Origin of the sequence: Pseudomonas segetis (genome assembly GCF_900188155.1) — a bacterium.
Lineage (GTDB): Bacteria > Pseudomonadota > Gammaproteobacteria > Pseudomonadales > Pseudomonadaceae > Aquipseudomonas > Aquipseudomonas segetis.
Window position 1 is genome coordinate 331,649 of the sequence record NZ_FZOG01000003.1, and the last position, 26,636, is coordinate 358,284.

At 58.2% G+C, this 26,636-nt stretch carries 23 protein-coding genes; 13 read left to right on the top strand and 10 right to left on the bottom strand.

The features are described from left to right. Positions 1 to 58: 58 nt before the first annotated feature. The 5 genes from phoR to glcC form a co-directional block, all read right to left on the bottom strand. On the bottom strand, positions 59 to 1,366 hold the full coding sequence (gene phoR / locus CHB79_RS12750) for a phosphate regulon sensor histidine kinase PhoR (RefSeq protein ID WP_089360190.1): 1,308 nt from the start codon (positions 1,364 to 1,366) through the stop codon (positions 59 to 61). A 78-nt stretch (positions 1,367 to 1,444) separates the two neighbouring features. Next, positions 1,445 to 2,134 (bottom strand): phosphate regulon transcriptional regulator PhoB, encoded by a 690-nt coding sequence (phoB, locus tag CHB79_RS12755; RefSeq protein ID WP_089360366.1) that lies wholly within the window; start codon positions 2,132 to 2,134, stop codon positions 1,445 to 1,447. A gap of 115 nt (positions 2,135 to 2,249) precedes the next feature. Then, positions 2,250 to 3,158 carry a 4-hydroxybenzoate octaprenyltransferase gene (gene ubiA / locus CHB79_RS12760; RefSeq protein WP_089360191.1) on the bottom strand — a complete coding sequence of 303 codons (909 nt, stop codon included), beginning with the start codon at positions 3,156 to 3,158 and terminating at the stop codon, positions 2,250 to 2,252. A 197-nt stretch (positions 3,159 to 3,355) separates the two neighbouring features. Beyond that, positions 3,356 to 3,913 (bottom strand): chorismate--pyruvate lyase family protein, encoded by a 558-nt coding sequence (locus CHB79_RS12765; protein ID WP_089360367.1) that lies wholly within the window; start codon positions 3,911 to 3,913, stop codon positions 3,356 to 3,358. A 106-nt stretch (positions 3,914 to 4,019) separates the two neighbouring features. Continuing rightward, on the bottom strand, positions 4,020 to 4,793 hold the full coding sequence (gene glcC, locus CHB79_RS12770; RefSeq protein ID WP_010487698.1) for a transcriptional regulator GlcC: 774 nt from the start codon (positions 4,791 to 4,793) through the stop codon (positions 4,020 to 4,022). Between the two features lie 251 nt (positions 4,794 to 5,044). On the opposite strand from glcC, the gene glcD reads away from it, so the two are divergent. The 12 genes from glcD (at position 5,045) to CHB79_RS12830 (ending at position 18,442) form a co-directional block, all read left to right on the top strand. Further along, entirely contained in the window at positions 5,045 to 6,544 is a 1,500-nt protein-coding gene (glcD, locus tag CHB79_RS12775; protein ID WP_089360192.1) for a glycolate oxidase subunit GlcD, read from the top strand. Continuing rightward, a complete protein-coding gene (gene glcE, locus CHB79_RS12780) occupies positions 6,544 to 7,608 on the top strand; it encodes a glycolate oxidase subunit GlcE (RefSeq protein WP_089360193.1) in 1,065 nt (354 codons plus the stop codon). Before glcD ends, glcE begins: the two co-directional genes overlap by 1 nt. A 3-nt stretch (positions 7,609 to 7,611) precedes the next feature. Then, a complete protein-coding gene (gene glcF / locus CHB79_RS12785) occupies positions 7,612 to 8,829 on the top strand; it encodes a glycolate oxidase subunit GlcF (RefSeq protein WP_089360194.1) in 1,218 nt (405 codons plus the stop codon). A 10-nt stretch (positions 8,830 to 8,839) separates the two neighbouring features. Continuing rightward, positions 8,840 to 9,241 carry a heme-binding protein gene (locus CHB79_RS12790; protein ID WP_089360195.1) on the top strand — a complete coding sequence of 134 codons (402 nt, stop codon included), beginning with the start codon at positions 8,840 to 8,842 and terminating at the stop codon, positions 9,239 to 9,241. 39 nt (positions 9,242 to 9,280) lie between these two features. Further along, positions 9,281 to 11,449 (top strand): malate synthase G, encoded by a 2,169-nt coding sequence (locus tag CHB79_RS12795; protein WP_089360196.1) that lies wholly within the window; start codon positions 9,281 to 9,283, stop codon positions 11,447 to 11,449. A gap of 187 nt (positions 11,450 to 11,636) precedes the next feature. Further along, complete coding sequence (locus CHB79_RS12800; RefSeq protein ID WP_089360197.1) at positions 11,637 to 13,337, top strand: L-lactate permease; 1,701 nt, start codon at positions 11,637 to 11,639, stop codon at positions 13,335 to 13,337. A 156-nt stretch (positions 13,338 to 13,493) separates the two neighbouring features. Then, complete coding sequence (locus CHB79_RS12805) at positions 13,494 to 13,661, top strand: rubredoxin (protein WP_010487692.1); 168 nt, start codon at positions 13,494 to 13,496, stop codon at positions 13,659 to 13,661. 262 nt (positions 13,662 to 13,923) lie between these two features. Beyond that, positions 13,924 to 15,072, top strand: a complete 1,149-nt coding sequence (locus CHB79_RS12810) for an NAD(P)/FAD-dependent oxidoreductase (RefSeq protein ID WP_089360198.1) — start codon at positions 13,924 to 13,926, stop codon at positions 15,070 to 15,072. A 185-nt stretch (positions 15,073 to 15,257) separates the two neighbouring features. Further along, the gene (locus tag CHB79_RS12815; protein ID WP_010487690.1) at positions 15,258 to 15,530 is read left to right on the top strand and encodes an HU family DNA-binding protein; all 273 of its coding nucleotides are present in this window, start codon (positions 15,258 to 15,260) and stop codon (positions 15,528 to 15,530) included. Positions 15,531 to 15,744: 214 nt separating this feature from the next. Beyond that, positions 15,745 to 16,854: a M50 family metallopeptidase gene (locus tag CHB79_RS12820; protein WP_141133425.1), complete on the top strand. Its 1,110-nt coding sequence runs from the start codon at positions 15,745 to 15,747 to the stop codon at positions 16,852 to 16,854. 123 nt (positions 16,855 to 16,977) lie between these two features. After that, the gene (locus tag CHB79_RS12825; protein ID WP_029529633.1) at positions 16,978 to 17,370 is read left to right on the top strand and encodes a hypothetical protein; all 393 of its coding nucleotides are present in this window, start codon (positions 16,978 to 16,980) and stop codon (positions 17,368 to 17,370) included. Between the two features lie 334 nt (positions 17,371 to 17,704). Continuing rightward, complete coding sequence (locus CHB79_RS12830; protein WP_089360200.1) at positions 17,705 to 18,442, top strand: hypothetical protein; 738 nt, start codon at positions 17,705 to 17,707, stop codon at positions 18,440 to 18,442. Between the two features lie 50 nt (positions 18,443 to 18,492). On the opposite strand, the gene CHB79_RS12835 is transcribed toward CHB79_RS12830, so the two are convergent. The 3 genes from CHB79_RS12835 to CHB79_RS12845 all read right to left on the bottom strand — a co-directional run bounded on the left by CHB79_RS12835 (position 18,493) and on the right by CHB79_RS12845 (position 23,038). Beyond that, positions 18,493 to 19,899, bottom strand: a complete 1,407-nt coding sequence (locus tag CHB79_RS12835) for an aminoacyl-tRNA deacylase and HDOD domain-containing protein (protein WP_089360201.1) — start codon at positions 19,897 to 19,899, stop codon at positions 18,493 to 18,495. 128 nt (positions 19,900 to 20,027) lie between these two features. After that, positions 20,028 to 22,103, bottom strand: a complete 2,076-nt coding sequence (gene recG / locus CHB79_RS12840; protein WP_089360202.1) for an ATP-dependent DNA helicase RecG — start codon at positions 22,101 to 22,103, stop codon at positions 20,028 to 20,030. Between the two features lie 8 nt (positions 22,104 to 22,111). Further along, on the bottom strand, positions 22,112 to 23,038 hold the full coding sequence (locus CHB79_RS12845) for a hydrogen peroxide-inducible genes activator (RefSeq protein WP_089360203.1): 927 nt from the start codon (positions 23,036 to 23,038) through the stop codon (positions 22,112 to 22,114). Positions 23,039 to 23,136: 98 nt separating this feature from the next. Between CHB79_RS12845 and CHB79_RS12850 the strand changes: the two genes are divergently transcribed. Continuing rightward, positions 23,137 to 24,000, top strand: a complete 864-nt coding sequence (locus CHB79_RS12850) for an SDR family oxidoreductase (RefSeq protein WP_089360204.1) — start codon at positions 23,137 to 23,139, stop codon at positions 23,998 to 24,000. A gap of 73 nt (positions 24,001 to 24,073) precedes the next feature. Here the strand turns inward: CHB79_RS12850 and CHB79_RS12855 are convergent, their stop codons facing one another. Together CHB79_RS12855 and spoT are read right to left on the bottom strand one after the other, a co-directional pair. Further along, a complete protein-coding gene (locus CHB79_RS12855) occupies positions 24,074 to 24,454 on the bottom strand; it encodes a RidA family protein (RefSeq protein WP_010489176.1) in 381 nt (126 codons plus the stop codon). A 55-nt stretch (positions 24,455 to 24,509) separates the two neighbouring features. Next, on the bottom strand, positions 24,510 to 26,618 hold the full coding sequence (spoT, locus tag CHB79_RS12860; RefSeq protein WP_089360205.1) for a bifunctional GTP diphosphokinase/guanosine-3',5'-bis pyrophosphate 3'-pyrophosphohydrolase: 2,109 nt from the start codon (positions 26,616 to 26,618) through the stop codon (positions 24,510 to 24,512). Positions 26,619 to 26,636: the final 18 nt, after the last annotated feature.

Consider the following 26,636-nt stretch of genomic DNA (forward strand, 5'->3'; position numbering starts at 1 on the left):
GACTAAATTGCGTTGCGGTTTACCGCTGCTATTAAGATCCAGGCTCGAACGCGCGGCGCTAGGGACGTGGGCGCACCACCTGCATGGGCGGGAAATTGCAGGTGAAGGTACTGCCCTGGCCTTGAGTGCTCTTGATATCAAGCAGGGCGCGGTGACGCAGCAGTACATGCTTGACGATGGCCAGGCCCAGCCCGGTTCCGCCGGTGCTGCTGGCGCGACTGGAGTCCACGCGATAAAAGCGCTCGGTCAGGCGCGGCAGATGCTTGGCTTCAATGCCCGGTCCGGTGTCCTGCACCGATAAATGGGCGCCGCTGGCATCGCCCCACCAGCGGATATGAATCTGGCCTTGTCCGGGGGTGTATTTCACCGCATTGAACACCAGGTTGGAGAATGCGCTGCGCAGTTCGGCTTCGCTGCCCTTGAGCTTCAGTTGCGGTTCCACTTGCAGCGTAATCTGGTGCTTTTGTTCGCCTGAAAGGGCCTGGGCATCGCTTTTTATCGATTGCAGCATCAGCTCAATATCGACCGGGTGATTGTCCGATGGATAGTCAGTGGCCTCCAGCTTGGCCAAGAGCAGCAGGTCATTGAGCAGGTTCTGCATACGCCCGCCTTGCTCCTGCATCTGCTTCAGCGCCCGGGTCCAGCGCGGGTTTACCGCTTCGACATTGTCGAGCATGGTTTCCAGATAACCGGCGATCACGGTCAACGGGGTGCGCAGCTCATGGGAAACATTGGCCACGAAGTCTTTGCGCATTTGTTCGAGCTGGTACAGGCGGGTCACATCGCGTACCAGCAGCAGGTGTTCGTGATTACCGTAACGGGTGATCTGGATCTGTAGCCGGCGTCGATCGGTCAGGGGTGACGGCAAATCAAGCGGGTCATGGAAGTTGTTGCTCTCGAAGTATTCCTTAAAGCGTGGGTCGCGCACCAGGTTGGTGATGGGCTGGCCGCTGTCCTGGGGGGTTTTAAGGCCCAGCAGCGTCTCGGCGGCGATGTTCCACCAATCCAGGTTGCCCTGGCTGTCGAGCATGATCACCGCATCCTTGAGGGCCGCGGTTGACTCCTGGACCCGGTCGATGACCGCTTGCAGGCGACCACGCACTTTCTGGTCGCGGCGTTGCAGGTGATAAATACTGTCGAAGACTTCGCCCCACATGCCGTAGCCGTCCGGCGGTGGCTCGTCAGGTTTGTGCTCTTGCAGCCATTTGTGCAGGCGCAGCAACTGGCTCAATGTCCAACCCAGATGACCGGCCAGGCCAATGACCAGGGCCCAGGCGTATTCGCCAGTCACCAAGCCGACCAGCAAGCATGCACTGACCAGTAACAGGAGGCGGCGCAACACTGCGCCATGCCAGTTTCTATTCACCTAAGGCTCATCCGCCAAGCAATCCTTTTGCGTATCGCCGATAACGAAGGCGATGTGGGTTGATCAATTCAGCCAGGTTCAGCTTTTGGTGGAGAAACGATATCCGGTGCCGCGCACGGTTTGTACTAGATTTTCGTAGACCTCGCCCAGTGCTTTGCGCAGGCGCCGGATATGCACGTCGACCGTGCGCTCTTCCACGTAGACGTTGCCGCCCCAAACCTGGTCGAGCAGTTGGCCACGGGTGTAGGCGCGTTCCTGGTGGGTCATGAAGAACTGTAGCAAGCGGTATTCGGTCGGGCCCATTTCCGCCGGTTTGCCATCGATGGTCACCCGGTGGCTGACCGGATCGAGCAGCAGGCCACCAATTTCGATAGGGCCTTCACTGTCACTTGGTCCTGCACGGCGCAACACGGCCTTGAGCCGCGCAACCAGCTCTCGCGGCGAAAACGGCTTGGTGATGTAGTCATCCGCGCCAACTTCCAGGCCCTGGATCTTGTTGTCTTCCTCGCCCTTGGCGGTGAGCATGATGATCGGAATATCCCCGGTCATCTCGTCACGCTTGAGGCGCCGCGCCAGCTCTATGCCTGATGTGCCCGGCAGCATCCAGTCGAGCAGAATCAAATCGGGCTTACGGTCAACGATGATGCTGTGGGCTTGTTGGGTATTTTCAGCTTCCAGGCATTCATAGCCCGCCATCTCCAGAGCGACCGCAATCATTTCGCGGATTGGAGCTTCGTCATCGACGATCAGGATATTCTTGCCAACCATGGTTCCCGCCTCGGTAGGTTCAACTGTCATGCGCTGCATTAGATAACGGAATTATTGCAGTCATATGACAGAAAAACGCAGCGCGCCGATAAATCAGCGCTGCAAAGGGCTTTCGTCAGGCCGCTACTGGTGCCGCGCGCAGCGCGTAATCGGCGACCAGGCCAATAAAAATGGCCAGTCCGGCCCAGTGGTTATGCAAAAACGCCTTGAAGCAGGCCATGGGTTCGCGCTCGCGCGTGCTCCAGAACTCCCAGGCAAAACAGCCCGCAGCGACCAACAAGCCCAGGTGGAAACAGATTCCCAGCTCGAAACGCGCAGCGGCCATGAGCAGGCACAACAGGGCCAGGCCCTGCAGTGTGGCAATGATGATGCGATCGGCTTCACCAAACAGAATGGCCGTAGACTTGACCCCGATCTTTAAATCGTCCTCGCGGTCGGCCATGGCGTAATAGGTGTCGTAGGCGACTGTCCACAGCAGGTTGGCGATATACAGCAGCCAGGCTTCGGGTGGAACCTGGCCGGTTTCTGCGGTGAACGCCATCGGCATGCCCCAGGAGAACGCCGCGCCCAGCACCACCTGTGGATAAAAGGTGTAGCGCTTCATAAAGGGGTAGCACGCCGCCAGTGCAACGCCACCAAATGACAGCCAGATGGTCGCCGGGTTGGTGAACAGCACCAGGATGAAACTCAGCGCCACCAATATGGCAAAGAAGATCAATGCCTCGCGTGGACTGATCTTGCCGCTGGCCAATGGTCGTTGCTTGGTGCGTTTGACGTGCCCGTCGAAGTTGCGATCGGCATAATCGTTGATGACGCAGCCGGCGGCGCGCATCAGTATCACGCCGAATACGAAGATAAACAGGTTCTTCAGGCTCGGCATGCCTTCAGCTGCGACCCACAGCGCCCACAGGGTTGGCCAGAGCAGCAAATAGATGCCGATTGGCTTGTCCATGCGCGTGAGTTGAATAAAGTCCCAGCAGCGCGGGTGCAGGCGATTGAGTGATTGCAGCAGGCGGCTATACATCGAGCGCTTTCTCCGTGGCAGTTGCGCGGATTATACGGACAGTGCGAGCAAATGCCCGACACAGATGCAGAACCTGTGAAAGCTAGCGCACAGGGTATGGATTGCCAACCGCAGCCCTGGATGCTGCATGACGGAGGCGGGCAGTGCGAATCAGGTGGCGATCCCGAGTATTGAAGTCAGGTGATCGCGACCAGGGTTCAGGGCTGATCGACCTGTGCGGCAGCCCAGAATGCAGGCAAGAATACTTCCGCGACCAGAATCGCCAGTGTGCCCCGGCTAAAGCACGAGCGCCGCGCCCACAGGCGCTGTGCGCGTACCTCGGCGGGCACGCAGGCCGCTGGATAATGGCAGGCTTGCAGTTCACCGCGATCAAACGCATGGTCACTGAACAGCAATTCGCCGAGTGAGCGCGTGCCGAGTTGTGCCAGCGCCAGCCCTGAGCCTTCGAGCGCACTGCGTGGGCTTACGCTGCGGGCGAACACCCAGGGTTCGCCATGGCCACGCAAATACACTTCGCGCACCCAGCCCTGGCTGCCATCTGCAACGCCTAGGGCAGCGCACTCATCATGGCGCATGCGCTGCCAGCCTTCGCTGATGGGCGTCACGCTGAAATGATCGGCAGACAGGCCGATCAACCTTTGAGTCAGCGAATCCTGGTTAACAAACAGCCAATCGTGCACCTGGATGCTCGGCGAGGGCTGTAGCTGGCTGGCGGTAAACCAGCGCGGTGGATGGGCTAGCGCAGCCTGTGGCACAAGATTGATCGGCACGGGGTTGGGTCTTGAGTGCTTTGGAGGTGCGCGAGTTTATCACGCACACCGTCAACCTCTGAACAATGTAGCGAGCGCAGTGGTTTGTAACTCATGCCCAGCCTTCGAGGCGCATGGTCGCCCGCACCAGGCGTTGCTCTTCAAGCTCGATGTCTTTGAGATTGTCACGAATGCTATGTATGTGTTCGCGCGCGGCGCGTTGTGCCTGTTCCGGCAAGCGCTCGATCACGGCGTGATACAGCCGTGAATGCTGGCGGTCGATCTGGCGCTTTTGCAGCGGCCGGTGATAAAGGTTGTTGACCGAGGCAAACACCGAGTTAAGCATCAGGTCAGTCAGTGATTGCAGGGTGTGCAGCAGCACCGGGTTATGCGATGCCTCGCAAATGGCCAGGTGGAACGCATGGTCGAGTCGTGCATGTTCACGGGCATCAATTTCGCGTGTGTCGCTATGGGCGGCAAGCATTTCCTCATAGCGTCGGGTCAACAGCACAAAATCCGCGTCGGTGCCGCGCAGAGCGGCCAGTCGCGCTGATTCCGCCTCCAGCAGGCCGCGCACCTCCAGCAGATCGAACAAGGTACGCGGTTGTGAGCTGAACAGGTGCATCAAGGGGCTGGCATCACGGGTGCCGGTAAGCTGCGCCACCCGTGAGTTGCGGCCTTGAGCCGTGTCGATGATGCCGCGCCCGCGCAATACTTTCAGCCCTTCACGCAGGGCCGAGCGAGAGATACCGAGCTTCTCGCACAAGCGCCGCTCCGAGGGCAGCGGTTGGCCAACCTTGAGTACGCCATCGACGATAAGGCGTTCAATTCGCTCGGCGACCACATCGCAGACCTGACGTCGTGCCGGGGTGATTTCTCCTGACATTGGGCACCTTTTCAACTGGTAGGACCAGTTTTTAATTGTTGTTCAAGGGTCAATCAATATAAACCGAGTTGCCAATGATTGCGGGCTTTATAGCAAGGTATCAATAAGACCTATTGCTTAAAAACTGGTCGTACCAGTTGTTGCGGTGCTAGACGCTCGATCGCTGGCAGCTTAAACATAGGCGGCATAACTAGCCTGTGCATGTTTTGCATGGGCAATAACAATAACGCTGCTGTTGAAATGAGCCTGCCATGAGCATTGTTTACGACGAGCGAGTCGATGGCGTGCTGCCTAAAGTTGATAAGGCCGCGCTATTGAGTGAACTGCAAGCGCGCCTGCCCGACCTTGATGTGCTGCACACTGAAGAAGACCTCAAGCCATACGAGTGCGATGGCCTGTCGATGTACCGCACCACGCCGATGATGGTGGTGCTGCCTGAGCATATCGGGCAAGTCGAAACCCTGCTGAAAATCTGTCACCAGCGCCAGGTTCCTGTCGTTGCGCGCGGTGCCGGCACCGGTTTGTCAGGCGGCGCCCTGCCTTTGGAGCAGGGGATTTTGCTGGTCATGGCACGTTTCAATAAAATCCTCGAAATCGACCCGGCCGGGCGCTTCGCTCGTGTGCAGCCGGGTGTGCGTAACCTGGCGATCTCGCAAGCCGCCGCGCCCTATGAGTTGTATTACGCACCGGACCCATCCTCGCAAATTGCCTGTTCGATTGGTGGCAACGTCGCTGAAAACGCCGGTGGCGTGCATTGCCTTAAATACGGCCTGACGGTCCATAACCTGCTCAAGGTTGAAATCCTTACCGTCGAGGGCGAGCGGATGACGCTGGGCAGCGATGCGCTGGACTCGCCCGGCTTTGATTTGCTGGCGCTGTTTACCGGCTCTGAAGGCATGCTCGGGATTGTCACCGAAGTGACGGTCAAGCTGCTGCCCAAGCCGCAGGTGGCCAAGGTCTTGCTGGCCAGCTTCGACTCGGTCGAGAAGGCCGGGCGCGCCGTGGGCGACATCATTGCCGCGGGGATTATTCCCGGTGGCCTGGAAATGATGGACAACCTGGCGATTCGCGCCGCCGAAGACTTTATTCACGCCGGTTATCCGGTGGATGCCGAGGCCATTCTGCTGTGTGAACTCGATGGTGTAGAGGCCGATGTTCACGCCGATTGTGAACGGGTCAGGCAAGTGCTTGAAGCCGCAGGTGCAACCGAGGTGCGTCTGGCCCGTGACGAAGCAGAGCGTGTCAGGTTCTGGGCCGGGCGCAAGAATGCATTCCCGGCGGTGGGGCGTATTTCGCCGGATTATTACTGCATGGACGGCACCATTCCACGCCGCGAATTGCCTGGCGTGCTCAAGGGCATTGCCGATTTCTCCGAGGAATACGGCCTGCGCGTGGCCAACGTATTCCACGCCGGTGATGGCAACATGCACCCGCTGATACTGTTCGATGCCAACCAGCCGGGGGAGCTTGAACGCGCCGAAGCCCTGGGCGGCAAGATTCTAGAGTTGTGCGTGAAAGTCGGTGGCAGCATCACCGGCGAACACGGGGTTGGCCGTGAAAAGATCAACCAGATGTGTTCGCAGTTCAACAGCGATGAGCTGACTCTGTTCCATGCGGTGAAAGCGGCGTTTGACCCCAGTGGCTTGCTCAATCCGGGCAAGAACATTCCTACCTTGCACCGCTGCGCCGAGTTCGGCTCGATGCACGTGCATCACGGTCAGTTGCCATTCCCTGAACTGGAGCGTTTCTGATGGTTGTGCGCCATGATGCAGACGCCAGCAAGGCGCTGCTAGAACAAGTGAATCAGGCCCTCAATAGCGGCACCAAACTGCGTATTCAGGGCGGTAACAGCAAGGCATTTCTCGGCCGCAAGGTCGAAGGTGAAGTGCTCGATACCCGGGTCCATTGTGGCATTGTCAGCTACGACCCAACCGAGCTTGTAATTACCGCACGCGCAGGTACGCCGCTGGTTGATTTGCAAGCAGCGCTGGACGAAGCCGGGCAGATGCTGACCTGCGAACCTCCCCATTTTGCCGAAGATGCAACCGTCGGCGGCATGCTCGCTGCCGGTTTGTCCGGGCCGCGCAGGCCCTGGTCGGGTGCGGTACGTGATTTGGTGCTGGGCACTCGGGTCATCACCGGTTTTGGCAAGCATCTGCGCTTTGGCGGAGAAGTGATGAAAAACGTCGCCGGTTACGATGTTTCGCGCTTGATGGCCGGCAGTCTTGGTTGCCTTGGGCTGGTCACCGAGGTGTCGCTCAAGGTCCTGCCCAAGCCCCGTGAATGTGTCAGCCTGCGCTTTGAGGTCGATGTCGAGACGGCCCTGAAAAACCTGGCGGAGTGGGGCCAGCAGCCTATTCCGATCAGCGCTGCCAGCTATCACGACAATGCGCTGCACCTGCGTCTTGAAGGCGGCGAGGGTTCTGTCGCCTCGGCCCGTGAACGTTTGAGCTGCGAGTTGCTCGATGGCGATTACTGGCAGCAACTCAATGAGCATCAACTGCATTTTTTCCGCAGCGAAACGCCGCTGTGGCGTATCTCGGTACCGAACAACACCGGCGTATTGGCGCTGCCGGGCGAACAGCTGATCGATTGGGGCGGGGCGCAGCGCTGGCTCAAGTCCGATAGCGATGCCCAGACCATCCGCCGGATCGTCAGCGAAGCTGGCGGCCACGCCACCTGTTTCACTCCAGGCGCGTGCGACAGCCCGATGCCGCCGTTGAGTGCACCACTGCAGCGTTATCACCGTCAGCTCAAGGCCCAGTTGGACCCGCAAGGGATCTTCAATCCTGGCCGCATGTACCCCGAGGTTTAAGCCGTGCAGACCAATTTAAGCGAACAAGCCAAGCGTCTGCCGCGTGCCGAAGAAGCCGAGAGCATTCTGCGCTCGTGCGTGCATTGCGGTTTTTGCAATGCGACCTGCCCGACTTACCAGTTGCTGGGTGACGAACTGGACGGCCCGCGCGGGCGCATCTATTTGATCAAGCAAGTGCTCGAAGGCCATGAAGTCACGGCCAAAACCCAGCAGCACCTGGATCGCTGCCTGACCTGCCGCAATTGTGAAACCACCTGTCCTTCAGGCGTTGATTATCACAACCTGCTCGATATCGGCCGCGCCGTGGTGGATGCCGCCGTGCCGCGCCCAGCCAGCGATCGCATCTTGCGTGAAGGCCTGCGCTTGCTGACGCCGCGCCCGACACTGTTTAAATCCCTGACTCAGGTGGGGCAGGTGTTTCGTCCGCTGCTGCCGCAGACCTTGAAAAGCAAGTTGCCGCGAACCGTTCGCCCGGCCAAGGCCCGGCCTGCGGTTACCCATGCGCGCCAGGTGCTGATGCTCGAAGGCTGCGTGCAGCCGGGCCTGTCGCCCAACACCAATGCTGCGGCGGCGCGCGTGCTGGATAAGTTGGGCATTAGCGTCAAGCCGATTCAACAAGCCGGTTGCTGTGGCGCGGTGGACTACCACCTCAATGCGCAGGAGGCCGGTCTTGAGCGCGCCCGGCGCAATATCGATGCCTGGCTGCCAGCGCTGGAGGCGGGTGCCGAAGCGATAGTGCAGACCGCCAGCGGTTGCGGTGCATTCGTCAAGGACTACGGCCATATGCTCAGGCACGACCCTGTCTACGCGAGCAAAGCCGCGCGGGTCAGCGCCCTGACCAAGGACTTGGTCGAGGTGTTGCGCGATGAGCCGGTTGAAAGCCTCGGCGCTGATTCGGACAAGCGCCTGGCATTTCATTGCCCCTGCACCTTGCAGCATGCACAAAAGCTCGGCGGCGCGGTTGAAGCGGTGCTCGGGCGTATTGGTTTCAACCTCACCAGCGTGCCGGACAGTCACCTTTGCTGTGGCTCGGCAGGCACTTATTCATTGACTCAGCCGCAACTGTCGAAGCAGCTGCGCGACAACAAGATGAACGCCCTCGAGAGCAGTAAGCCCGAGGTCATTGTCACCGCCAATATCGGCTGCCAGACCCACTTGGATGGTGCAGGACGCACGCCAGTAAGACACTGGATCGAGCTGGTCGAAGAAGCCCTTAATTAGGATCTATGTCATGCAAACCAAAGCAATTTTGAGCCAGCAGGAAGTCAACCGGATCATTGCCGCAGCGCGTAGCGAGGCCCAGCAAAACCAGTGGGCGGTGAGCATTGCCGTGGTGGATGACGGTGGTCATCCATTGGCCCTGGAGCGTCTTGATGGCTGCGCGCCGATTGGTGCCTATATCGCCACTGAAAAAGCGCGCACCTCTGCGCTGGGACGTCGTGAGTCAAAGGGTTACGAAGATATGGTAAATGGTGGGCGCAATGCATTTCTGTCGGCTCCGCTGCTGACCTCACTGGAAGGTGGTGTTCCGGTGATCATTGATGGCCAGGTGGTTGGCGCAATCGGGGTTTCCGGGGTGAAAGCCGAACAGGACGCACAAGTGGCTAAAGCGGGCGTGCAAAGCCTGAATTGAGTGGCTTGCCGGCCTACCGCAATTAATGGAGATGTGAAGATGACTAATCAGCGCCTGCAAGTAGCTGCCAACCTGCAACGTTTTGTCGATGAAGAAGTACTGCCGGGCACCGGGATTGAACCCAAGGCTTTCTGGGCTGGTTTTGATGCGCTGGTGCATGACCTGGCCCCGCTTAATCGTCAGCTTTTAGCTGAGCGTGACCGCCTGCAGGTCGAACTGGACAACTGGCACCGTGCCAATCCCGGGCCTGTCAGCGACATGCCTGCGTATCGCAAATTTCTGGAGTCCATTGGCTACCTCTTGCCGCAGCCCGAAGCGGTCAGCGTCAGCACCAGCAATGTCGATACTGAAATAAGCAGCCAGGCTGGCCCGCAACTGGTGGTGCCGGTAATGAATGCGCGCTATGCCTTGAACGCCGCCAACGCCCGCTGGGGCTCGCTGTACGATGCGCTTTATGGCACCGATGCCATCTCCGAGGCTGATGGCGCCAGCAAAGGGCCGGGCTATAACGAAGTGCGCGGCGCCAAGGTCATTGCCTTTGCCCGCAATGTGCTGGACCAGGCTGCGCCATTGGCCAGCGGCTCCCATGCCGACTCGGTGCGCTACAGCGTGGTCGAGGGTCAGTTGCAGGTTGCCTTGCAAGACGGCTCAACTGTCGGCTTGAAAGCCCCCGAGCAGTTTGTTGGCTTGCAAGGTTCGGCCGATGCGCCCAGTGCGGTCTTACTGAAAAACCATGGCTTACACATTGAGATTCAAATCGACCCGAGCAGCCCAATTGGCAAGACAGATGCCGCAGGCGTCAAGGATCTGCTGATCGAAGCGGCGCTCTCGACGATTCTCGATTGCGAAGACTCGGTCGCGGCTGTCGACGCCGACGACAAGGTGGTGATCTACCGCAACTGGCTCGGCTTGATGAAAGGTGACCTGACTGAAACCCTGGAGAAGGGCGGCAAGCAGATTGTTCGTCGGCTCAATCCTGATCGCCAATATCAGACAGGCTCTGGCGCCGAACTGACATTGCATGGTCGTTCATTGATGTTCGTGCGTAACGTTGGCCACCTGATGAGCAATCCTGCAATTATCGACGGTGAAGGCAACGAGATCCCGGAAGGCATACTCGACGGGGTGATGACCAGCCTGATTGCCTTGCACGACCTGCAACGCAAGGGTAACTCCCGTACCGGCAGCGTATACATCGTCAAGCCGAAAATGCATGGTCCGGCCGAGGTTGCCTTTGCCAATCAGTTGTTTGCCCGTATCGAAACGCTGTTGGGCATGGCCAAGAACACCTTGAAGATGGGCATCATGGATGAGGAGCGCCGTACCAGCGCCAACCTCAAGGCCTGTATCGCTGCAGCCTCTGAACGTGTGGCGTTTATCAATACCGGTTTCCTGGATCGCACCGGTGATGAAATGCACACGGCAATGGAAGCCGGCCCCATGTTGCGCAAGGGCGATATGAAATCGACGCCCTGGATTCAAGCCTACGAGCGTAACAATGTGCTGGTTGGCCTGGCCTGTGGCCTGCGCGGCAAGGCGCAGATCGGTAAAGGCATGTGGGCAATGCCGGACTTGATGGCCGACATGCTGGTGCAAAAGATCGGCCACCCAAAAGCGGGCGCCAATACCGCCTGGGTGCCTTCGCCAACCGCGGCGGTATTGCACGCCCTGCATTATCACCAGGTTGATGTGCAAGCGGTGCAGCGCGAGTTGGAGCTGATCGACCTTGGCGCACAACGTGACAGCCTGCTCAAGGACTTGCTCACAGTGCCAGTCGCCGTTGCGCCAAGCTGGAGCGACAGTGATATCCAGCAAGAGCTGGACAATAACTGCCAAGGGATCCTGGGCTATGTAGTGCGCTGGGTGGAACAAGGCGTTGGTTGTTCGAAAGTGCCGGATATCCACAACGTTGGCTTGATGGAGGATCGCGCCACCTTGCGTATTTCCAGCCAGCACATCGCCAACTGGCTGCGCCACGGTATCGTCAGCCCGCAGCAGGTCGAGGCAAGCTTGCAGCGCATGGCGGCGGTGGTTGACCAGCAAAATGCGGGCGACCCGTTATACCGGCCAATGGCGCCTGATTTTGCCCAGTCCGCGGCGTATCTGGCGGCGAGTGATCTTGTGTTCAAGGGCCGTGAGCAACCGAGCGGCTATACCGAACCATTGCTGCATGCATGGCGACTGCGTTTCAAGCAGCAGCATGGCTGATCGACAAAAGTAATACCCGGCCCCGACCGCTTTTAGCTGTCGGGGCTTTTGAGCATTGGCGCCGACCTCGGCTAAACGCTGGGGTTGGCGTCACATAGTCCTGCGTAGACCACACAGGACTGAGTGCGTGGCGCCGGGCAAGACCCGGAAAATATGCGGTTCACAAAAAGAACAAGGAACCAAGCTAATGAGTCAAACACTGTTGTCCATATTGGCCTTTGTGCCATTGATACTTGCGGGCGTATTACTGATTGGCTTTCGTTGGCCAGCCAAGTATGCAATGCCCGTGGTCTTCTTCCTCACCGCAATCATCGGCCTGACCGCATGGGATATGTCCCTGGTCCGGGTTGTTGCCTCAAGCTTGCAGGGGTTGATCCTGACTGCTGCGATCCTGTGGATCATCTTTGGCGCGATCCTGTTGCTCAATACCCTCAAGCATTCGGGTGGCATCAGTGCCATTCGTCGCGGCTTTTCCGGCATCAGCCCGGACCGTAGGGTGCAGGCGCTGATCGTAGCCTGGTTGTTCGGTTGCTTTATCGAGGGTGCGTCAGGCTTCGGTACACCCGCTGCAGTGGCTGCACCTTTGCTGGTTGCGCTGGGCTTCCCGGCATTGGCTGCGGTGGTGCTGGGCATGATGGTGCAGTCGACACCGGTATCTTTCGGTGCGGTCGGTACACCAATGCTGGTGGGTGTTGTCGGGGGCCTGGACAAGACCGGGATGACTGCACAACTGGCGACAGTGGGCAGCAGTTGGGACATCTTCTTCCAGATGATCGTCTCGCGCGTGGTGATCATGCACGGCGTAATCGGGATACTGATGCCGCTGTTCATGCTGGCGATCATGACGCGCTTTTTCGGCAAGAACCAATCGTGGAAAGAAGGCCTGCAAATGGCGCCGTTCGCGATCTTTACCGGTTTGGCCTTCTCTCTGCCGTACATGGCTGCCGGGGTTTTCCTCGGGCCAGAGTTCCCATCGATGATCGGTGCGCTGGTTGGCTTGTCGATTGTGATTCCAGCTGCCAAAGCCGGCTTCTTGCTGCCCAAGCAGACCTGGGACTTTGCCGATGCCAAAGATTGGCCGGCGGAGTGGATGGGCAAGATCGAGATGAAAATCGAAGATATCGCGGGCAAGACCCCGATTTCCGTGCCAATGGCATGGGCGCCTTATCTGCTGCTGGCGGTGTTCCTGGTTGCATCTCGGGTGTTTCCTGAACTCAAGGCTGCCTTGAGCGCGGTCAGCTTTGGCTGGAGCGATATCCTCGGTGAAACCGGTGTTTCTGGCTCCATCCAGCCGTTGTTCCTGCCGGGTGGCATTCTGTGCATCGTGGTGCTGGTGACCTTCTTTCTGCATCGCATGCGTGCGTCGGAGATGGCGGCGGCTATCGGTGAGTCGAGCCGCACGCTGTTGGGGGCAGGTTTCGTGCTGATCTTCACCATTCCGATGGTGCGTATCCTGATCAACTCGGGCGTCAACGGTTCAGACCTGGTGTCCATGCCGGTGGCAATGGCTCAGCTTGTTGCCGATAGCGTAGGCGGTATCTATCCGTTGTTCGCGCCTGCCGTTGGTGGCCTGGGTGCCTTTATCGCGGGCTCCAATACCGTTTCCAACCTGATGCTGTCGCAGTTCCAGTACAACGCTGCCGGCCTGCTTGGGGTGTCCGGTGCGATGATGGTTGCCGCACAGTCGGTCGGAGCGGCGGCGGGTAACATGATTGCCATTCACAACGTGGTAGCTGCATCGGCCACAGTCGGCTTGCTGGGACGTGAAGGCATCACCTTGCGTAAAACCATGCTGCCAACCCTGTATTACCTCCTGGCGGCAGGTAGCCTGACGCTGATTGCGATGTACGGTATGGCCATCAGCGATCCACTGCTGGCAGCTGGCTAAGCCTTGATCTAGAAGGGGTTCTGCCCGTCTTTCGACGGGCAGTCCAGGGCTTTTATTGGCTCAGTGGCAATGGGCAGTCGTCGCTCAACCGCTTGGCGCACTGGCGCATTTACGGTAGTTTCCCGCGCATAGCCCTGAGATTCACCTGAGGTTGACATGAAGAAGTGGCAGTGCGTGGTATGTGGTCTGATTTACGATGAGCGTCTGGGCTGGCCAGATGAAGGCATTGCGCCTGGAACGCTGTGGCAAGATGTGCCGGAAGACTGGCTATGCCCGGACTGCGGCGTAGGCAAGGCAGATTTCGAGATGATCGAGATCGGTTGATCCACTATCAGCGGAGCCCCGCATGGGGCTGCGCTGGCCAGTGCTGCAAAGCAAACGGTGACCCATGAGGTCGCCGTTTTTTTATGGCGGCTTTTCAGCGCCATGTGTTTGATTTGGAGGCTGAAGGATAATTGGTTATGGTCGTCTGGTATTGCCCCGTGTCTCGGCTGTATCAGTGCACATGGCAATCTTCGCTCCATTGGCTCTTCTCAAGCAGCAACGCGCATGCGCGGGGTATGCATTAACTCAAAGGAAATATCGTATGAGCGCACCTGTAGTTATCGTCGGTACCGGGCTGGCCGGTTACAACCTGGCCCGTGAGTTTCGCAAGCTCGACAGCGAAACGCCGCTACTGCTGATTACTGCCGATGACGGTCGCTCTTACTCCAAGCCGATGCTGTCGACCGGCTTTGCCAAGAACAAAGATGCCGATGGCTTGAGCATGGCCGAGCCTGGTGCCATGGCAGAACAGCTCAATGCTGAAGTGCGCACCCATACCCGTATTACCGGTATTGATGCCGGACACAAGCAATTGTGGGTCGGCGAGGAAGCCATCGCCTACCGTGACCTGGTGTTGGCGTGCGGCGCCCAGGTGATTCGGGTTCCGGTTGAGGGTGATGCGCAAGACGCCATTTACTCGATTAACGATCTTGAGGATTACGCCAGGTTCCGTGGCGCCTCGGTGGGCAAGAAGCGGGTGTTGATAATGGGCGTTGGCTTGATTGGCTGTGAGTTCGCCAACGACCTGACGCTTGGCGGCTACCAGGTTGAATTGGTCGCACCTTGCGAGCAAGTCATGCCGGGCCTGTTGCATCCAGCTGCCGCTACAGCCGTGCAAACAGCGCTTGAAGGCCTTGGCGCCCGCTTTCACCTGGGGCCGGTTCTGGCCAGCCTTAACCATAAGGCTGCGGCGCTTGAGGCACATTTATCCGATGGCACTGTGATTGAGTGCGACCTGGTGCTTTCGGCCATTGGCCTGCGTCCGCGAACCGAACTTGCTACCGCCGCTGGCTTGCAGGTCAATCGCGGGGTAATGGTCGACCGCCAGTTGGCGACATCCCACGCCAATATCTATGCATTGGGCGATTGCGCGGAAGTTGATGGCCTTAACCTGCTCTATGTCATGCCACTGATGACCTGCGCACGCGCCTTGGCACAGACCTTGGCTGGCAATCCGACAGCTGTCAGCTACGGCGCCATGCCGGTGACGGTTAAAACCCCGGCGTGCCCACTGGTGGTATCACCCCCGCCCCTGGGTAAACACGGCGAGTGGACAGTTGCAGGCAGTGGTTCTGATATTAAGGCGCTGTGCCATGACCCCTCTGGCGCGCTCTTGGGGTACGCGCTAACCGGTACGTCCGTGCAAGAAAAGTTGGCTCTAAATAAGGCCCTCCCAGCCCTGTTGGCGTAAATAGCAGTCGATCTGTCGGTTACGCCACAAAATTGCTTGATTTAACTGCCGAGCAGTACTGGCGCTGCTTGTAAACGCATGCCATTCTCCTTGTGTCTGCCGCAGCGCAGAGCTGTTGCGGCGCCTTGGGCGCTGCTCATGGAGCAGCACGGACACAACAAAAACAAACCGTCAAAGGGGCAACTATGCGTAAACCAGAATTGGCCGCTGCAATCGCGGAAAAAGCTGATCTGAGTAAGGATCAAGCAAACCGTGTACTCAACGCCGTACTTGAAGAAATCACTGGCGCGCTGAACCGTAAAGACAGTGTGACTTTGGTTGGCTTTGGTACTTTCATACAGCGCCATCGTGGTGCTCGTACTGGTAAGAATCCACAAACCGGTGAGCCAGTAAAAATCAAAGCCAGCAACACTGTTGCTTTTAAACCGGGCAAGTCCCTCAAAGACGCCGTAAATTAAACGCAGACTGATCCATCTTCTGTGCATATGCAGACTAAAAAGCCCCGTACTTCGGGGCTTTTTAGTCTGTGACGATCTTTCTTCACAGGCTATTGATCGAGTAAATAGCCAACAACCAAGTGACCTGCACCCCAGCGCTGAGTTGTGTCTTGCTATGGCTTAGCGCGTTAAGGAAGATAAGCCATTAGCTAGAAAACGATGTGAAAGGGATGTCATGAAAGGCGGTAAGGGACTTGGGTTTCTCAATACGTTGTTATGCGGGTTGCAGATACTGCTCAGTGGGGTGAGCCTGCTTGGAGTGGTCTTTGTGCTGGACTCGTACATGGACCAGCCTCTTGTGTCCATAGGACTCGCTTTGGCGATGATGCCAGCGGCCATTATCCTGCATGAAAGCGGTCATTATTTCGGCGCTAGGTTCAATTGCATGACAGTGCTGTCGATGCGCGTCATGGCCGTCGAGATCCAGTTTCTGCGTAGGGGCTTTAAGCTCTGCTGGTCGCCCCAGAGCAAAGGCCGCAAGTTAGGCGGTTATCTAATGGTTGCTGGCAATCTCAAACGTCCGTTGCGCAGGCAAATGTTGTGGATGGTAATGATGGGGCCTGTGCTGAACCTGGTGATGAGCCTGGCATGTTTCGGGCTTTGGTGGTTCACCCATGGATTGGCGTCTGCATTGGCCATGGGATTCTCACTCGTCAACCTGGGCATGGGGTTGACCAACTTGTTGCCGACCCTGCGTGGACATGCCAGCGATGGAATGGTTTTTATTGTTTGGTGGCTACATCAAAACGATGATCGCCCCGAACTGGCTCAAACACGCTTGCTTGCACTGAGCGTGGCAGGAACACCCAGTGAACAGCTGCCTGAAGCTGATATCGTTAACTTGTCCCAAGGCTCGATGCCCGGGCCTTTGATAGCCCTCGATTACCGCCTCACTGCGCTGTTGAATCGGGGGCAATGGCAGGCAGCCGTGCTATTGGAGCGGGAGTTGGAGTTGTTGCTTCAAGCATCGCCCAAGATCGGGATGGACACCCTGATTAGGCTGTTGCGAATCGAGTTGAGTTTTGCCCGTGCATACCTGCAACGGGATGTCACTGGCTTGTGGAGTGACTGGATGAACCAAGACATTAACTGGTACGCCCCATGGTTGCGCCCACGTTGTGAGGCCTTGCGCTCTATTTTGCTTGGGGATTTGCAACAGGCAGAAACCCATTTGCAGCGGGCCTTGCGGGAGGCAAAGGGTTGCAAGATCGCTTCACAGCAGCACAGTGAAACAATATTGGCCCAGCATCTGCGGGCACTGGCATCCAAATCCGCGTTTAGCTGAGTTATATGTCCGGTAACGAGAGTGCGTGTGGTGCAGTTCATCCAAGGCTTTAGGCCGGATGTAGTCCTTGCGACAAACCGCTACAATGCGCCGCCGAACCATTCGAACATCGAGGCTGTGCGCATGAAATTCCGTTTTTTGCTGTGGATGCTGGGCCGCCTAATGGCCAAGGCCAGCCGTAACAATCCCAAGTTTCAAGAGCAACTCGTCGACCGCGACATGGTGTTTCAGTTGCACACCCTGGACGGCAAGATTGCCCGTCACTTTATTGTCAAAGACCAGCGCATCACCAGTAAGGCTGGCCCGGCCGCCGAGCCTGCGTTCGCGCTTGGTTTCAAAGATGGCGCCTACGGTTTTGCAACCATGAGTGCCAAGAACAAGCAGTTGGCCTTTATGCAGGGCATCCAGAACAAGGATATTCAGATTCAAGGTAACCCTGCTTTGGTCATCTGGTTCCAGGGGCTGACTAAATACCTGGTCCCCAAAAAGCCAGCCAGCGCTAAAAAAGCTGCCTGAGACTTATTAGGCCTGACCAGCATTGGGAAGCCCCTGGAAAACTACTGCGCTTGGGATTGCTGGGGCAGCCCGTGCTGGGGCAGCCCGTGCTGCGCCCACAAGGGTTTGCAGCGCGAATAAAATGCTCATTTAGAGCAACTGAAGTCGAGCACGCCCAGGTTATTTTGTGCATCTTTTACTCGCTGGGGCTCGCCCTTCGAGTCAGCCTATGATTGTTGCTTTCGTCGCTCGCTATCTTTTTCAGAAGTTCCTTAGGTAATGTTGTGCGGGCAAGCTTGTTAATAGGTGCAAAGCCATTGCTTGAGCCCTGAACCCATGTCTCGGAACCTGAATAATGCGTATTTTGCTGACTCTATTATGTTTGGCCGTTACTCCTCTGACCCAGGCTGCGCCAGCCAACGTTGAAGATCTTGCCGCAGCCTTTGAGTTGTCTGGGGTGCGTTTGTTGTGTGATCAAACCTTGCCGCTGATGGAGCGGGGCCTGGACGCCAGGCAAAAGGCCCAGGTCGACAAACTCTTTGGCGCCGACAAGCTCTGTGATGACTTGGCGAACAAGCTTTCAACCCAGATTGACTCTGAGCAACTGGAGCAAGCCCGTCAGTTGCTTGGCAGCCCATTGGCCAAGCGTTTCACCCAGGCCGAGCGAGCCGTTGCAGTCGATGGGGCAGAACAGCTTGCTGATTACCGTAAAAAGCTTGCAGAGCGTGCGCCCAGATCCAGCCGGCTAGACTTGGTCAAACGCCTTGATAGCGCCGCGCGCACCACGCAGATGGCAACTTTGCTGCGTTATGAGTCGGGTAAGACCCAGGCGCTGATTGCGCTCAAAGGGCGGGGTGAGAGCCTGGACGAACAAGGTTTGAGTGCCAAGACAGCTGAACATCGCCAAGTGCTTCATGACTCCAGCCAGCAAGCGGTAGAAAGCTATATGCTGTTTGCCTACCGGCGTATTCCCAGTGATCAGCTTGAGCAATATGCGGCCTTGTACGAGCAGCCTGCGGTCAAGCAGTTGCTCGATAGCGCCATGCGGGCGCTGCCCGAGTTGTTTGCCCAACGTCGCGCACAGTTGCCTTGAGCCCCGTGCAATCAAAGGGCTGGCCAAGGCCCTTTGAGCTGTAATGGCGGTTAATGCGTTGGATGAATCAATGAGGCCAGCTCACGCAATGCCACTTCGGCTGCCAGTACTTCACTGACCACGGCCTCGGCTTTATCGCGGTTGATTTGCAATGAGTCGAGCAGGCTTTGCGGGATCTCGGAGCATGGCCCGGAGCCTATTCCCCGGTTGCGTAGCAAATGCACGGCGAGGTTTACCAGCCTTGGATAGGCGGCATTGACTTCGTTATATTCCGGGTCGTTTTGAAAGCGCAGGGCATTGGCCAGTTCTTCTGGCATGTCCCATGAGCGCATCAGCCAGGCTCCAATCTGATCACTGCTGATGCCCAGCAGATGATGCTCGATGTAGTTGTGGGTCAGGTGTGGATTGGCCTCTATGTGCCTGCAGATCAGCGACAAGTGTGGCGGGAATACATAGGCCAGGACCAGGTACCCGAAGTTGTGCAGCAGGCCAGCCAGGTATGTCAGGCCTGCCTCGGGGCGTTCGGCGCGCGGCATGCTACGGGTCAGGCCTTCAATAACCGCAGCGGTATAGAGCGCCTGGTGCCAGTAAGGTGTCGATTGTTGTGGCTGATCCTTGGGCGGGCTCAGGGTTTTGCCCAGGGCGAGCCCCAGCGCCAGATTGATTACCAGGTCAAAGCCAAGCACGCGGACGATGGCGTCTTCAACCGAGCGGATTTTGCCCGGCGCGGCATAGTAGGGCGAGGCTGCCCAACTGATGACTTGTGCGGCGAGCGCCGGGTCGGTTTCAACCACACCGGTAATGTCATCAATGGTGGCGTTGGGGTCGACACGTAGTTTGATGATTTTTTGCGCTGACTCGGGCAGCGGTGGAATCTCGATGGTCTCCTCAAGGCGTTGTTGGATGCGACGTGCGGTGAAGGCTTGTACCGCGTGGGTGATTTCACTGCGGTCGTCGTCGGGACGGTCGAGGTTGAGCTTGATGTTCTTTAGTGGCTCGCCGAGCAGGGCCGCGCTGGATTTGCTCAACAGCACTTGCAGGTCGGCACGGCTGATTTCCAGCAAGACGCCACTTTGCCCCGATTCGATAAACACCGAAGGCGCTTTGAGTAGGCGATCATCATAGAGGCATGGCGAGTTGAGCAGGGGCGGCAGCGCGGGGAGCTGGTCTAGCCCGTGCTTGCCGAGCATGCGTTGCTGACGCTCGGCTGTCACTGTAACCAGCTTGCGCCCGGTCAAGTCCGCGAGACGACTCAGGTCGAGGAGCTGGTCTTGGCTGAACAGCACTAATAGCGGACCAACAGCATCTTCAAGCATCACCGCTTGAACGCATTGGGCCGCAGGCAAGTTACCGGTTTTACGTCGGACGCTGAATGTCACCCCAAGTTTTTGCAGAAACTGCACGATAACCAAGGGCGGCTGCAGCAGGTTGTCGAGTGCGTTGTTGGCTTCATTCATTAGAAAATCCGACGTTAATGCGCGAGTAAAAACAACAAATCTGGTCCAAGGCTGCTGTAACACAGTATGGCTGGAAGCATCTTCGCCCATTGTATCGGCGGTGTTACAGCAAGGGATACCGCTGGTCGTCAAACTTGACCGTATTGTTGGCCGTGACGTAGCCATCGTTCAAGCAGCGGGCTGACATGATTTGGCCAATCATGCAGTAAATGCTGGGCGGCATCCCTGACTGCAGGCAACAGATCGGCATCTCGCATCAGGTCCGCCACTTTGAACTGCAGCAAGCCGGTTTGGCGCGTGCCGAGCATTTCGCCCGGACCACGTAGTTCCAAGTCTTTTTCGGCGATGATAAAGCCGTCGCTCGTCTCGCGCATAATACCCAGGCGTTCACGGCCAATTTGCGAGAGTGGCGGGTGATAAAGCAGTACGCAGTGGCTTGCTGCGCTACCTCGACCCACCCGGCCGCGTAGCTGGTGCAGCTGTGCGAGGCCAAGTCGCTCGGGGTTCTCGATGATCATCAAGCTGGCATTGGGCACGTCCACACCGACCTCAATTACCGTGGTTGCAACCAGCAATTGCAATTGACCCTGTTTGAAGCTGTCCATCACAGCGGCTTTTTCTGCGGGTTTCATGCGCCCGTGGATCAAGCCAACATTGAGTCCGCCAAGCGCTGCGCTAAGGTCTTCAAAGGTGGTTTCGGCAGCCTGGCAGGTCAGTTCCTCGGATTCCTCGATCAGGGTGCAGACCCAATAGGCCTGGCGGCCTTCATTGCAGGCTGAGCGAACCCGGTCAACGACTTCGAAGCGCCGGCTGTCAGCCACCAGCACCGTATTGACCGGTGTTCTGCCCGGTGGCAACTCGTCGAGGATGGATGTGTCCAGGTCGGCGTAGGCGCTCATTGCCAGCGTGCGCGGGATAGGGGTTGCGGTCATGATCAACTGGTGCGGGCACATGCGCCCACCGACCCCTTTTTGACGCAGCGCCAAGCGCTGCTGCACGCCAAAACGGTGTTGTTCGTCGATAATCACCAAGGCCAGGCGCTTGAACTTTACTTCATCCTGAAACAGCGCATGGGTGCCAACGACCATGGGCACGCCGTTGGCTATTTGCTCCAGTGCTGCGGCTCGCGTTTTACCCTTGAGCTTGCCAGCCAGCCAGGCAACGTCGAGCCCAAGTGGTGCGAGCCATTTGCTGAAGTTGATGAAATGCTGCTCCGCGAGAATTTCCGTCGGCGCCATCAACGCGACTTGGTAGCCTGCTTCCAGGGCCTGCAGCGCAGCAAAGGCGGCGACCACGGTTTTACCCGCGCCAACGTCGCCCTGGACCAGGCGGAGCATGGGCTCGGGTTGAGCCAGGTCGTAGGCAATCTCGGCGCCGACACGGCGCTGCGCACCAGTGGGCTGAAAACCGAGATGATCGAGAAACTGTGCGGGCAGGCGTGTCGCCGCCGGCAACTCAGGTGCTTGCTGGGCGCGCAAGCTTTCACGCAGCCGTTGCAGCGACAGTTGGTGGGTCAGCAGTTCTTCAAATGCCAGGCGGTGCTGCGCCCAGTGCCGGCCTTCAGCGAGTTCTTCCAGATCTGCATCCGGTGGCGGGCGGTGCAAGTAGCGAATCGCCTGGTCCAGCGGTTGTAGCCTGTACTCATCAGCCAGCGCGGGCGGCAACCAGTCGGGCAGGCTGTGCGGTCCAAGGCGGGCAAGGGCCTGCTCACTGAGTTGGCGCAGGCGTTGCTGGGTCAGCCCCTCGGTCGTCGGGTAGATGGGGGTCAGGGTCTGCTCGACTGCAATAGGTTCGGTGCCGGAGGTGGCGCGGTATTCGGGGTGGTAGATTTCCAGCCCTGAGGATCCCGGACGAACTTCACCGTAGCAGCGCACGTGGGTGCCGCGTTTCAGGCCTTCCTTTTGTGCCTGGCTGAAGTGGTAAAAGCGCAGGCTCAGGGTGCCGCTGCCATCCTGCAGGCGTACCAACAGGCTACGGCGGCGACCCATGACGATATCAGCGCCAGCGACCACGCCTTCAACAACGGCGTCCTGGCCGGGGCGCAAGGCGCCAATCGGCACGATCCGGGTTCGGTCCTGATACCGCAGCGGCAGGTGGAACAATACGTCCTGAAGTGTTTCCAGTCCGACTTTTGCCAGCTTTTCAGCCAACGCTGCGCCAACGCCCTTGAGCGCGGTGACTGAAACCGCTGCTAACTCCGACATGCCAATCCTTACTCGTTTGACGCCTGTGGCTTGACCACCGAGCACAGACGAATGGAGTCAGCCAGGATCTCAATCGCCTTGGGCCGTGGGAAGCTGGCGCGCCAGGCAATGGCAACGGTACGGAATGGCGCAGGTGCCGACAGCGGTCGTACTTCAATCACCCCCGGAGAGTAGTGGTGGCTGTTGACCGCCGAGAGCGGCAGTATCGAAACACCAAGGCCGGAAGCGACCATGTGGCGGATGGTTTCCAGCGAGCTGGACTCGACCGTGGTGTGCTTGGCATTGTTGTCCCCGCCCTTGCGCAGTGCCGGACAGGCCTCGAGCACTTGATCACGGAAGCAATGCCCTTCGCCAAGCAGCAGCAGGCTCTTGTCATTGAGCAGCTTGCTGTCGATGCTTTTAAGCTCGGTCCATGGGTGGCCAGCTGGCAGCAGTGCATAGAAAGGTTCATCGTAGAGCGGCAAGGTCAGTACATCGGCTTCCTGGAACGGCAGGGCGATGATCACTGCGTCCAGCTCACCGGTGCGCAGCTTGTCGCGCAGTACGTGGGTGAAGTTTTCCTCGATATACAGCGGCATTTGCGGCGCTACGCGGTGCAGCTGTGGAATCAGGTGCGGGAACAGGTAGGGGCCGACTGTATAAATGGCACCAATTTTCAATGGCGCGGCCAACTGGTTCTTACCTGCCTGGGCCAGTTCGCGGATACCTTGGGCCTGTTCAAGCACCTTTTGCGCCTGGGTGACAATGCCCTCGCCGACGGGCGTCAGGCGAACTGCGCTTTTACTGCGCTCGAAGATCAACACGCCAAGCTCATCTTCAAGCTTCTTCACGCCGACAGACAGGGTTGGCTGGCTAACGTGGCAACGCTCAGCGGCGCGGCCGAAATGCTGTTCATGGGCAAGGGTGACTATGTAGCGCAGTTCGGTCAGGGTCATAGTGTTTATCCATTAAGTTGCGCCTTAGCATAGCCTTTGCAATGTCTGGAACCAACAGCGCTAAACTGTGGCGCGAATAAAAACTGGAGAATCATGTGATGGCGTTACCAAGCGTATTGATTGCCGGGTGCGGTGATGTAGGAACGCGCCTGGCCCTGCAACTCGCAGCCGAGGGTTGGACAGCCTATGGTTTGCGCCGCTCGATCCAGGCTCTGCCAGAGCCGATCAGGCCAGTGGCAGGCGATTTGAGTGTTGCCCAGTGCCCGGCTGACTGGCCGCAAGGGCCGATTGATTATCTGGTTTATTGCGCAGCAGCCACTGTGCACGATGAAGCGGGTTATCGCACCGCCTATATTGATGGTTTGCGCCATGTGTTGGCCTGGTTGAAGCAAGGCCGGCAAATACCCAGGCGACTGCTGTTCGTATCGAGTAGCGGTGTTTATGGCCAACAGGACGGCAGTTGGGTCGATGAGGACTCGCCAACCGAGGCGACGGGTTTCTCAGGCAAGGTCATGGCCGAGGCCGAACAACTGGCGCTGGATTCGACTATCGCCGCCACCCTGGTGCGTCTGACCGGGATTTATGGCCCTGGCCGTGAGTGGCTGCTCAATCAAGTGCGACAGGGCTACCGGGTAACGAGCGAGCCGCCGCTATATGGTAATCGCATTCATGTCGATGATGCGGCCGGTCTGCTTGCGTTTTTGCTGCAAGCAGATGCCAAGGGTGTGTCGCTACAGGATTGCTACATCGGTGTTGATGATGCGCCAGCGCCTCTGCATGAGGTGGTCGGCTGGCTGCGTGAGCAACTGGGCGTCAGTCACTGGGCCGAAGAGTCGAGGGTGCGTCGTGCAGGGAGCAAGCGCTGCAGTAACGCGCGCGCTAAAGCGCTTGGCTGGACGCCCAGGTACGCAAGTTATCAACAGGGCTACGCGGCTATTTTGCAGCAAATGAATCAGGGCTGATTCGTAGGCAGGGCAAGCAACTCATGGTCAGTTCAATGGCTGACCATGAGCAATGTCTGGACTTGTCGATGGTTTATTCGATAACCAGGATCGCGTCCATTTCCACCTGCGCGCCTTTTGGCAGGGCCGCAACGCCAATTGCCGCGCGCGCCGGGTATGGCGGCTCGAAGTAACGGCCCATGACTTCGTTCACTGTGGCGAAGTGCGACAGGTCGGTGAGGAAGATATTGAGCTTGACGATATCCTTGAAGGTGCCGCCAGCAGCTTCAGCAACGCATTTGAGGTTCTCGAACACCTGGACGGTCTGAGCCTCGAAGCCCTCGACCAACTCCATGGTTTTTGGGTCGAGCGGAATCTGGCCGGACATGTACAGGGTGTTGCCCGCTTTGATCGCTTGAGAGTAAGTGCCGATGGCTGCTGGTGCTTTGTCGCTGGTGATTACGCTTTTGCTCATGGAATGCTCCTGATTGATGGAAGACAGATGGGCGTCTGCTACTGGCGGGCTGGGTCTATGCCTTGACGCGGGTGATGCGCATGACCCCTTTGAGGGCACGCAGCTTCTTGATCACGCGGGCCAGGTGCACGCGGTCATGCACGCTGACCACCAGTTGTACCACGCTAATGCGACCGTCGCGCTCGTCCATGCTGATTTTTTCGATGTTGCCGTCAGCGCCGTTGACGCTGCTGGCCAGCAAGGCAATCAAGCCGCGTTGGTGTTCAAGTTCGACTCGCAGTTCAACATTGAATTCGCCGGTGACATCTTTTGCCCACGACAGCTGAATGCATTTTTCCGGGTTATTGCGCACGTCGCCGATATTGCGGCAGGTTTCCAGGTGTACAACCATGCCTTTGCCGGCAGACAGGTGGCCGACAATCGGGTCGCCCGGAATTGGCGTGCAGCACTTGGCGTAACTGAGTACCAAGCCTTCGGTGCCACGGATCGCCAGGGGGCTTTCGGTATTGGGCAGTTCTTCGCCGTCGCTGGCCAGCAGGCGGCGAGCGACCACGTAGGCCATACGATTGCCCAGGCCGATGTCCTCAAGCAAATCCTCGATCACTTCCAGCTTGTACTCATTGAGTGCATGCTGGATGCGCTCGGCCGGGATTTTCTCAAGGTTGTACTCGAAGCTGGCGAGCACTTTGTTGAGCAGGCGCTCGCCAAGGCTGATCGATTCGGAGCGGCGCTGCTGCTTGAGCGCGTGGCGAATATGGGTACGGGCCTTGCCCGTCACCACGAAATTGAGCCACGCCGGATTCGGGCGGGCGCCTGGAGCGCTGACGATCTCAACCGTCGAGCCGCTTTCAAGCGCCTGGGACAATGGCGCCAGCCGTCGGTTTATACGACAGGCGATGCAGGTGTTGCCAACGTCGGTATGCACCGCATAGGCGAAGTCGACCGCCGTGGAGCCTTTTGGCAACTCCATGATGCGGCCCTTGGGGGTGAAGACATAGACCTCGTCCGGGAACAGGTCGATCTTCACACTCTCGATGAATTCCAGCGAGTTACCCGCACGCTGCTGCATTTCCAGCACGCCTTTGACCCACTGGCGGGCGCGTGCATGGGTGCCTTTGGGTTGTTCGTCGTCGTTGGATTTATACAGCCAGTGGGCGGCAATACCGTTGTTGGCCATCTCTTCCATTTCGTGGGTGCGAATCTGGATTTCGATGGGGACGCCGTGCATGCCGAACAAGGTGGTGTGCAGCGACTGGTAGCCGTTGGCCTTGGGGATCGCGATGTAATCCTTGAAGCGCCCGGGCAATGGCTTATAGAGGTTATGCACAGCGCCGAGTACGCGGTAGCAGGTGTCGACCTTATCCACCACGATACGGAAGGCGTAGACGTCCATGATTTCGTTGAAGGCCCGGCGCTTGCCGCGCATCTTCTGGTAAATACCGTAAAGGTGCTTCTCGCGGCCCAAAACATTGCCTTCGAGACCTTCGCGCTCCAGGCAGTGCACCAGTGACTCTTCGATCTTGTTGACTATCTCTTTGCGGTTGCCGCGCGCGCGCCTGACCGAGGCGCGAATCAGCTCGGAACGCATCGGGTGCATGGCTTTAAAGCCAAGGTCCTCAAACTCCACGCGCATGCTGTGCATGCCAAGCCGGTTGGCGATGGGGGCGTAGATTTCCAGGGTTTCCTTGGCAATGCGCCGGCGTTTTTCGCCAGACAGCACTTCAAGCGTGCGCATGTTGTGCAGGCGATCAGCGAGCTTGACCAGGATCACGCGAATATCGCGGGCCATGGCCATGGCCATCTTCTGGAAGTTTTCAGCCTGGGCTTCGGCCTTGGTCTCGAAGTTCATCTGGGTCAGTTTGCTAACCCCGTCGACCAGTTCCGCCACGGATTCGCCAAACTGCGCTTGCAGGGCTTCCTTGGCGATACCGGTGTCTTCGATTACGTCATGCAGCATTGCGGCCATCAGGCTTTGATGGTCCATGTGCATTTCGGCAAGGATGCAGGCCACCGCCAGCGGGTGCGTGACGTAGGCTTCGCCACTGCGGCGGCGTTGGCCGTCGTGGGCTTGTTCAGCGTAGTAGTAGGCTCGGCGGACCAGGTTGACCTGCTCGTGGCCAAGGTAGGTCGAAAGTCGATCGGCGAGGGCGTCTAGACTCGGCATAAGAAATTCTCCTGCTGA